Here is a 252-nt window from a genome sequence, read left to right on the forward strand (position 1 = left end):
GAGCAGTCCCGTCGGGATATTGTCGAGCAGTTCGATGTGGCACCGGAACAGGTCACATTAGTGCACAACGGTATTGATACGGCGTTGTTTCGTCCCCTTGCAGATATCGAGCAACGGCCGTTTCGGATTATGACCACAGCCTCCGCAGACCAGCCCCTCAAGGGATTGCGCTTCCTGCTTGAGGCCGTGGCAGAGCTCCGCCAGACCTTCCCGCAGCTGGAGCTTCTGGTGGTGGGCCGCCTCAAGGAAGAA

The 252-nt window shown here is 58.7% G+C and carries 1 protein-coding gene; it reads left to right on the top strand.

The genetic code is table 11. From position 1 onward, the window contains the following. A partial coding sequence (locus tag AVJ23_RS22095) for a glycosyltransferase family protein (protein ID WP_437176769.1) occupies nucleotides 1-252 on the top strand: 252 nt, incomplete at both ends.

It is taken from the genome of Pseudoponticoccus marisrubri (assembly GCF_001482405.1).
Lineage (GTDB): Bacteria > Pseudomonadota > Alphaproteobacteria > Rhodobacterales > Rhodobacteraceae > Pseudoponticoccus > Pseudoponticoccus marisrubri.